8 protein-coding genes are annotated in these 8,450 nt (G+C 67.7%); 3 read left to right on the top strand and 5 right to left on the bottom strand.

Annotated elements, in window-relative coordinates; translation table 11 throughout:
• Window positions 1-82: 82 nt before the first annotated feature.
• Complete coding sequence (locus AC27VL_RS03390) at window positions 83-526, top strand: VOC family protein (protein ID WP_191077528.1); 444 nt, start codon at window positions 83-85, stop codon at window positions 524-526.
• Window positions 523-1,401 (top strand): DUF72 domain-containing protein, encoded by an 879-nt coding sequence (locus AC27VL_RS03395; protein ID WP_191077527.1) that lies wholly within the window; start codon window positions 523-525, stop codon window positions 1,399-1,401. Before AC27VL_RS03390 ends, AC27VL_RS03395 begins: the two co-directional genes overlap by 4 nt.
• Here AC27VL_RS03395 and AC27VL_RS03400 read toward each other — a convergent pair.
• Entirely contained in the window at window positions 1,322-1,939 is a 618-nt protein-coding gene (locus tag AC27VL_RS03400; RefSeq protein WP_100551996.1) for a Pr6Pr family membrane protein, read from the bottom strand. The two genes, AC27VL_RS03395 and AC27VL_RS03400, sit on opposite strands and share 80 nt — an antisense overlap.
• 77 nt (window positions 1,940-2,016) lie before the next feature.
• Here AC27VL_RS03400 and AC27VL_RS03405 point away from each other — a divergent pair, with 77 nt between their 5' ends.
• Window positions 2,017-2,964, top strand: a complete 948-nt coding sequence (locus AC27VL_RS03405; protein WP_100464207.1) for a DMT family transporter — start codon at window positions 2,017-2,019, stop codon at window positions 2,962-2,964.
• A 39-nt stretch (window positions 2,965-3,003) separates the two neighbouring features.
• Here the strand turns inward: AC27VL_RS03405 and AC27VL_RS03410 are convergent, their stop codons facing one another.
• From AC27VL_RS03410 to AC27VL_RS03425, 4 genes are all read right to left on the bottom strand, one after another.
• Complete coding sequence (locus tag AC27VL_RS03410) at window positions 3,004-4,164, bottom strand: AAA family ATPase (RefSeq protein ID WP_488765538.1); 1,161 nt, start codon at window positions 4,162-4,164, stop codon at window positions 3,004-3,006.
• Window positions 4,165-4,343: 179 nt separating this feature from the next.
• Complete coding sequence (locus AC27VL_RS03415) at window positions 4,344-5,414, bottom strand: sensor domain-containing diguanylate cyclase (protein ID WP_100551994.1); 1,071 nt, start codon at window positions 5,412-5,414, stop codon at window positions 4,344-4,346.
• A 115-nt stretch (window positions 5,415-5,529) separates the two neighbouring features.
• Window positions 5,530-6,252, bottom strand: coding sequence for a pseudouridine synthase (locus tag AC27VL_RS03420; protein ID WP_089239781.1), 723 nt, complete (start codon window positions 6,250-6,252; stop codon window positions 5,530-5,532).
• Window positions 6,253-6,286: 34 nt separating this feature from the next.
• Window positions 6,287-7,951, bottom strand: a complete 1,665-nt coding sequence (locus AC27VL_RS03425) for a sensor domain-containing diguanylate cyclase (protein WP_488765539.1) — start codon at window positions 7,949-7,951, stop codon at window positions 6,287-6,289.
• Window positions 7,952-8,450 lie beyond the last annotated feature (499 nt).

An 8,450-nucleotide genomic window follows, 5' to 3' on the forward strand; every position in this document is an offset into this window, starting at 1 on the left:
GCCATGTGCACGCCGTCACCGGGGTTTCGCGCGATGGTAACGGTCCCGGGTGCAGCCTGCCCTGTGCCATAGGAGGGGTGTCATGGGTGCGAACGGCCAGAGCAGCAACGGCTCCACCATCATTCCGTGCCTGCGCTACCGCGATGCGCTGGCGGCCATCGACTGGCTGCAGCGCGCGTTCGGTTTTCACGCGCAGGCCGTGTATGCCGACGGCGATACCGTGCACCACGCACAGCTGGTGTTCGGCCAGGGCATGATCATGCTCGGATCTGCCAGCAACAGCGGCGAATGGGCCAAGCTGGCGGTGATGCCCGATGAAGTCGGCGGTCGGCAGACCCAGAGCGCCTGCGTGATTGTCACCGACGCCGACGCCCACTATGCACGGGCCAAGGCCGCCGGTGCGCGCATCGTCATCGACATCGCCGACCAGGCCTACGGTGGGCGTGGCTATGCCTGCGCCGACCCGGAAGGCTACCTGTGGTGGTTCGGCAGTTACGATCCGTGGCGGGCGGAACACACGCAATGACGGCACGATCAGCGTCTACGGCGCCGGTCCGCTGCGGTATCGGCGGCTGGGTGTACCCGCAATGGCGTGGTGGCGCCTTCTATCCACCAGGGTTGATCCAGCGCGAAGAGCTGGCCTACGCCAGCCGCGCGTTGCGCTGCATCGAAATCAACGGCACCTTCTACCGCACCCCGACAGCGACCCAGTGTGCGCAATGGGCCGCGCAGACGCCGGACGGCTTCCGCTTCTCGATGAAAGCGCCGCGCCATCTTGTGCAGCGGCGAGATCTATCGTCCACGGTCGAGGCAGCGGGCTCGTTCCTGCAGGCAGCCATCGCTCTCGGCGACCGGCTTGGCCCGTTGCTCTGGCAGTTCGACCCGCAGCACCCGGCCGATGCCGAGGCGCTGGACACCTTCATGGCACAGTTGCCAAAGCGGCTGGATGGAACGGTGTTGCAGCATGCACTGGAGGTGCGCAACGCCAGCGTCCATGGAAGCGAACTGGTCGAAGCGGCGCGCCGGCATGGCGTGGCCCTGGTGATCGAAGACAGCGACGAGTCACCGTTGCACGGTGACATCACCGCCGGCTTCGTCTATGCACGGATCAAACGCAGCCAGGCCAGGCTGAGCGAAGGTCTGCCCCTGCCGATGCAGCAGCGCTGGGCCGGGCGCGCGCGGTGCTGGGCCGGAGGCGAGATAGTGGAGGACCTGCCCTGCCTGGCCCCACCGGCCGCGGCCGCGCCGCGCGAGGTCTACCTGCTGTGCATCGGCGCCGGCAAGGCACGCAACCCGGCGGCGGCGATGGCGTTGCAACGTCTCATCGACGGCGCCAGCGATCCACGGCCCATAGCAGTGTCCAGCCCAGCACGAACACCCCGCCGACGCGCAGTAGGCTGAGGCCGAATGCACGTGAACCGATCCGCTGCACTTCCAGAAACGGATACGGTGCGCTGCCCAGCCACGAGGCCGTGAGCATCGCCCAGCCCAGGTAGGCCAGCGGCACCAGCAGGACCGCGCCCAACGCACGCCAGCGCAGGTCACCATGAGGCAGCAGCCCCGCCCAACCGGCCAGATACAGCAGCGGCACCACGTAGTGCAGACCGACATCGGCCCACCACTGCAGGCCAGTTGGCTGCCACAGCCCCTGCAGCGCCAGCAGATAGATCAGGCCGGTGACGCCGATGCACAGTGCCAGAGTGGCGGCCACCGTCGGTCGCAGGGCGCGGCCGCGGCAGAGCCGGACGCAGCCCAGGCACACGGCCAGATTGCTGAGGATGGTGAAGTAGCTGAAGAAGCGCAGGCTCGCCACGCCGGGGCCCAGGCTGGCGCCGATGCCGCGCATCAGCAGGGCGAACTGCAGCAGCAGCGATGCTGCCGCGACCAGCGCGGTCAACAGCGCCCAGCCGCGCAGCAGAAGAAAACTGGCAGCGGGCATGCACGGCTCCCTCGTGGCAACGCCGCGAGCATGCCACAGGCATCGCCCGCCGATGCGCCTTGCCTCACAATAGGGCGATGAGCACACCCGACACCCGCAAAGCGCTTTGGCAGATCCACTTCTGTGTCCTGCTGTGGGGCGTCACCGCCATCCTCGGCAAGTTGATCACCCTGCCCGCGCTGCCGCTGGTGTGGTGGCGGATGCTGCTGGTGGTGGCGATGCTGGCACTGCTGCCGCGGGTCTGGCGCGGGCTGCGTACGTTGCCGCTGCGGCTGGTCGCCGGCTATGCCGGCATCGGCGCGCTGGTTGCGCTGCATTGGCTGACGTTCTATGGCGCGGTGAAGCTGGCCAATGCCTCGGTTGCTGCGACCTGCATCGCCCTGGCACCGGTGTTCACTTCGATCATCGAACCGTGGGTGGCCAAACGCCCGTTCCAGATGCGCGAGCTGGCCTTCGGCCTGGCCGTGCTGCCCGGTGTGGCGCTGGTGGTGGGCGGCGTGCCCGACGGCATGCGCATGGGCGTGTTGATCGGCGCGCTCTCGGCCCTGCTGGTGGCAGTGTTCGGCTCGCTCAACAAGCGCATGGTCAGCCATGCCGATCCGCTGACGGTAACTGCGCTGGAGCTGGGCGCCGGCACCATCACCCTGACCCTGCTGGCACCGCTGATGCCGTACCTGCTGCCGGCGCTGGCCAGCCCGTTGTGGATCGTTCCCGACCTGCACGACGGCATCCTGCTGCTGGTGCTGGCCGGGGTCTGCACGCTGCTGCCGTTCGCCCTGGCCCTGGTCGCGCTGCGCCACCTCAGCGCCTACACCGTGCAGCTGGTCACCAACCTGGAGCCGGTCTACGCCGTGTTGCTGGCCGTGGTGCTGCTGCGCGAGCAGCATGAAGTCACCCCGTGGTTCTATCTGGGCGTGGCGATCATCGTCGGTGCCGTGTTCCTGCATCCGCTGCTGAACCGCCGCAAGCGCGTGCAGCATCCGGAGATCCTCGGCACATCCGAAGCGCGCAACATCGCCGATTGAGTGTGTCCGCGCATTGCGCGGATCTTCCCGGTACCCGTCTCAGCGCTGCGGCCAATGCCAGGCCGGTGCATCCAGCAGGCCCTGCCCGCCCAGCAGCGTCCGCCCATGCTCCTTGTACAGGTGCATCGAATGGCAGTGCGGTGCCTGCTCCAGCGCGGCGATCAAGCGCGTGGCATGCGATACCACCCAGACCTGGCTGCGCGCACTTGCGGCGATGATCAAGCGTGCCAGCGCCGGCAGCAGATCCGGATGCAGGCTGGTCTCGGGCTCGTTGAGCACCAGCAGCGGCGGCGGCCGAGGCGTGTGCAGCGCCGCTGCCAGCAACAGGAAACGCAGCGTGCCGTCGGACAGTTCGGCCATCGACAGTGGCCGCAGCAGCCCGGGCTGGTGGAAGCGCAGCGCGAGCCGGCCATCCAGTTCCCCGAAGCTGACCGTCGCCCCCGGGAATGCATCCTCGACACTGCGCGCCAGCGCCTGCGGATCGCCGATTTCCAGAATCGTCACCCAGGCGGCGGCGAGGTCGCGGCCGTCATGGTGCAGCACCGGGGTACGGGTCGCCATCGCCGGTTGTCGCGCCGGTGCATCGGCATCGCTGCGGAAGTGGTCGTAGAAGCGCCAACGGCGGATGTACTCGCGCAAGGTGATGGCTTCCGGCATGCGCTGCGGATCGCCCACCTGGGTGAACAGGCTGTCGAACAGGGACAGTCGGTCGTCCACCAGGTCCCAGCCGCGCGCGTGCCGCTGCCGCACCAGCGCACCGCGGCGGTCGACCAGTAGATTGGCGCTGCGCAGGAAGGGCCCCGCCCAGATCGCTTCGGCCTTGATCTGCGGATCCAGCGCGAAGGCCGATCGACTCGGCGGCGGGTAGCCAAGGTCGATGGCGTAGCCGAATTCATCGGTGGCGAAGCCCAGCTTGAGTCCCACCGATTCCTGCCGCGGCCCGCCCTGCAGCGGAATCTCACCGGCCAGCACGCGGCGGTCGATCTTTTCCGGACCGGCCCAGAGTGCCGAACCCAATCCGCCCTCGCGGGCGAGGACCGCTGCGACACCGCCCTGCGCGGTTTCCGCCAGCAGGCGCAGCGCACGGTACAGGCTGGATTTGCCACTGCCGTTGTCGCCGGTGACGACGTTGAGCTGCTGCATCGGCAGCACCAGCGCATGCAGTGATCGGTAGTTGGCGATGGCCAGTGTCTGCAGCATGGTCGACGTCCTTGCAGTGAGACGTTGAGGGTGCCCTACGGGGATCGCAGTGGTTGCGACTGCATGGAAACGTCCGGCCATCCACGCATGGCGTGGATCTACTCTGGTGCATCCACGCGTGGCGTGGATCTACTGGTGCATCCATGCATCGCGTGAAGCCACCGCAGGCGCCCCGGCGGTCAAGGCGCTACTTCCACCCGGTTGCGGCCGGCGCCCTTGGCCCGGTACAGCGCGGCATCGGCACGGGCCAGGGTCTGCTCGGAGGTTTCACCAGGCCGGTGCTGCGCCACGCCGATGCTGATCGTCACCGGGAAGCCCAGCGGCAGGTTGGACACCGCCACGCGCAGGAACTCGCATTGCAGCTCGGCGGTACGCAGATCCACGTCCGGCATCAGTGCGACGAACTCCTCACCGCCGTAGCGTGCGGCCATGCCGCGCCCGGCGAAGTGCGAGCGCAGCAGCGCCCCCAGTTCGGCCAGCACCCGGTCGCCGGTCGCATGGCCCTGGAAATCATTGATGTGCTTGAAATGGTCGATGTCCACCAGCGCCACACAGGCCTGCCGCGCCTGCCCATCAACGGCGACCACGGCTTCACCCAGCGCTGCTGCCAGTGCGCGGCGGTTGGGCAGGCCGGTCAGCGCATCGGTCCGGCTCTGTTCGGCCAGGTCGGCATTCTGTGCCAGCAGCAGGTCGTGGTAGTCCGACAGCAGCCGCTCGTAGTCGTCGCGCTCGAGCATGTGCTTCTGGATGTCCAGCGCGAAGCGGCGCAGCTCCATCACCAGCATCACCTGCCGCGACAGCGCGGCCAGCGCTTCGGCCTTGTCGCTTGCCAGGTGCTGCGGGCGCGCGTCGAACACGCACAGCGTGCCCAGCGGCAGGCCGTCACTGCTGATCAGCGGTGCACCGGCATAGAAACGCACGTGCGGGTCGCCAGTTACTACAGGGTTGTCGTGGAAGCGCACATCCTGCAGCGCGTCCTCGACCACCATGATCTCCTGCGGTTGCAGGATGGCATGGCCACACATCGAATCACTGCGCAGGGTCTCGGCCGCATCGATGCCCTGTATCGACTTGAACCACTGCCGCTCGACGTCGATCAGGGTCACGGCCGCCATCGTCGTGCCGCATACCGCCTTGGCAATGGCGACCAGATCATCGAACGAGCGTTCCCGTTCGGAATCGAGGATCCGGTAGCGGTACAGCGCCTCCAGGCGCAGCGCTTCGTTGGCGGGCTTGTCGGGCTTGATCATGCAGCGTCACGTTCCGGCAGGTCGCCGCAAAGTCTAGCTGATGTAGAGCCGCCCCCATGCTCGACTGCACCCGGGCAACGGCAGCCGAGCATAGGCTCGGCTCTACACACGTCGTTTACCAGTCCTGCTGCTGCGGCAACAGGCCGTGCAGCTCCTGCTCGGTCAGGTTGCGCCATTGGCCCGGCTTCAGTGCACCGATCTTGATGTTGTCGATGCGCACGCGGCGCAACTGGGTCACGCGGTAGCCGAACTCGGCCGCCATCAACCGGATCTGCCGGTTCAGGCCCTGCTGCAGGATGATGCGGAAACCGAACTTGGCGATCCGCGAGGTCTTGCACGGCAGCGTCATCTGGTCATGGATGCGCACGCCGCGGGCCATGGCGCGCAGGAATTCGTCGGTGACCGGCTTGTTCACCGCCACCAGGTATTCCTTCTGGTGGCCGTTTTCGGCGCGCAGGATCTGGTTGACGATGTCGCCGTTGCTGGTCATCAGGATCAGGCCTTCCGATTCCTTGTCCAGGCGGCCGATCGGGAAGATACGCTGTTCGTGGCCGACGAATTCGACGATGTTGCCCTTCACCGTGCTTTCGGTGGTGCAGGTCACGCCCACCGGCTTGTTCAGCACGATGTACACGTGACGGCGGGCGCCCGGCTTGCGGGCGGTGCGAACGCGCAACGGCTGGCCGTCGACCAGCACCTTGTCATCCTCGCCGACCACCGCGCCGGTGCCGGCGGCATGGCCATTGACGGTGACCCGGCGGGCGGCGATCAGGCGATCGGCCTCGCGACGGGAGCAGAAGCCGGTGTCGGCGATGTATTTGTTGAGTCGGCTGGTCATCGCCCCATTATCCGGCATCGCCGCCCTTCCCGCCTCATGCCGTGGTCAACGGATCTTCGGTTTCGCCATCGAACACCCGGTTGCGGCCACTGCGCTTGGCCACGTACATGGCGTGGTCGGCGCGTCGCAGCAACGCGGCCAGGTCATCTTCGGCCGGCCGCCACTGTGCCAGGCCGATGCTCGCGGTCACCTCCAGACCGGGCACCTGCAGGTCCCGGCAGGCCTCGGTGATGCGCTGGCGCAGGCGTTCCAGGCGGGCGGCAGCGATATCCCGCGGCATTCCCGGCAACAGCAGCAGGAACTCCTCGCCCCCCATCCGTACCACCTGGTCCTCGCTGCGGACCGCGGCGCGAAGCGCGCGGGCCACGGCCACCAGCACCTGGTCACCGATTTCATGGCCATGGCGATCGTTGATGTCCTTGAACAGATCGATATCGAGGAAGCCGATCACCAGCGGCCCCCTCTCACGCTCGCCGCCCTGCAGATGCTGGGCCAGCTGGTGCAGGCCGGCACGGCGGTTGGGCAGGCCGGTCAGCATGTCGGTCTCGGCGAGCTGGCGCATTTCATCACGCTGCTGACGCAGCCGGCCAAGGCGCAGGTTGAGCGCGTAGGCCGCCATCATCAGCAGCCAGGTGACTGCCAGCTGCAGGGCCTCCACCCGGTACTCCATCAGCCAGTGCGCACTGGCGGCGTCGGCCACGATCAGCACCAGCATCGGCGCCAGTGCGGCCAGCCCCGCCAGCGACCAGACATCGCCGCGCAGGCGGGCCCAGATGCCCATCGCCAACGACACTGCGCAGCCGACGATGAAGGTCCCCTGCAGGACCTGCGCGACCACGCCCAGTCCATCGCGCTGCAACCATGGCACCAGTGCCGCCAGCGTGAGCAGGGACCACAGCACCAACTGCTGGCCCACGCGCGAACGTGGCAGCACGCGGTCACCGCCGTTCAGGCGCCACATCGCCGGCAACACCAGTGCCTGGGTCGCTGCCGTCAGCGCCAGCAGCCACCAGTCACCGCGCCCGCCGACGCGCAGCCAGGGTTCGGGATAGCCGCTGAGACCACCGAGGATCGACTGCCACAGCACCAGCACCAGGGTGGCACCGATGTACATCAGGAAACTACGGTCGCGGGTGGTCAGATAGGCCATCAGCGCCGACAGCGCCAGCGCGATTGCCACGGCGATGCAGGCGGCGCGCACCAGCAGCCGGGCAGTGTCGTTCTGCTGTACCGGGCTGGGCGCGCCCAGTTGCAGTGTCGGCACCCAGCGTGCCTTCAGCGGCGTCTGCCAGGAGACCAGGAAGGGTTCGTGGCTGCCGGCAGCGGGTACCGCCACCATGCCAATGCCCGCCCGGAAGCGCGAATCGCGGGTGCGCGCGTCCTGCATGTTGCCGCAGATCTCGCGGTCACCGTGCTGCAGCCGCACTTCGCCGGCAAAGACATTGAAGACATCCAGCGCCTGCGGCTCGCCGGACCAGCCTTCTGGCGGTGCATTCACCCGTGTCTGCTGGCGCGGCCCGGCCAGCATCTCCGGCGTGCACGCGCGATGGGGGGTAGGTTCGGCCGTCGCGGTGCCGACCAGAAGGTAATCGCGGCCGGCGTCGACGCTGCGCGCATGGCCCAGCCACGGCAATGCCAACCACACCAGCAGCAGGACAAGCACCGCCCCTGTTTCGAAACGCACCTGCCTGCCGCCCACGCCACGTCCTGTTACTGCTTACGTCCGCGCCCACTGCGCGTCGCCCCTGGCGGCATTATCGCAGTCGAAGGCACCGCCGATGTGTAGACCAAAGTGGTGGGGGTGCTGGCCGGGCTGCCGCCCGGCACCCGCAGAGGCCGGAGCCGAAGCAACAGCGAAAGCGGGCTACCGAGGTGGGCGGGGCGGTATGGGCAGGCAGGACACGCCGTAAACCCATCCATGGGGGCTCGATGGCGCCATCCATGGCGCCAACGGTCCTGCCCGCCCATACCGCCCCACCCCTGACAGTGTCCCGCCATCTGGTAGATCCACGCCGTGCGTGGATGGATGTTCATACCGATTTCGAAATCATTGAATGGATTGGATGTCATCCACGCATGGCGTGGATCTACGCGTCGACCAAGGTCGACACCCACCAACAGCCGCGTGAACCTGTCGAAGGCGGGGTGGGTCCGGTTGCGGGGGTGTCCGCGGCATGGATGCCGCGGCCAAGCCCCCA

Source organism: Stenotrophomonas sp. 14P6.2.3, from assembly GCF_057799055.1.

Coding starts and splice junctions, on each gene's coding strand:
- AC27VL_RS03400 (WP_100551996.1), bottom strand. CDS start 1,939: ATGCCCGCTGCCAGTTTTCTTCTGCTGCGCGGCTGGGCGCTGTTGACC.
- AC27VL_RS03410 (WP_488765538.1), bottom strand. CDS start 4,164: ATGCTGCAGACACTGGCCATCGCCAACTACCGATCACTGCATGCGCTG.
- AC27VL_RS03420 (WP_089239781.1), bottom strand. CDS start 6,252: ATGACCAGCCGACTCAACAAATACATCGCCGACACCGGCTTCTGCTCC.
- AC27VL_RS03390 (WP_191077528.1), top strand. CDS start 83: ATGGGTGCGAACGGCCAGAGCAGCAACGGCTCCACCATCATTCCGTGC.
- AC27VL_RS03415 (WP_100551994.1), bottom strand. CDS start 5,414: ATGATCAAGCCCGACAAGCCCGCCAACGAAGCGCTGCGCCTGGAGGCG.
- AC27VL_RS03405 (WP_100464207.1), top strand. CDS start 2,017: ATGAGCACACCCGACACCCGCAAAGCGCTTTGGCAGATCCACTTCTGT.
- AC27VL_RS03395 (WP_191077527.1), top strand. CDS start 523: ATGACGGCACGATCAGCGTCTACGGCGCCGGTCCGCTGCGGTATCGGC.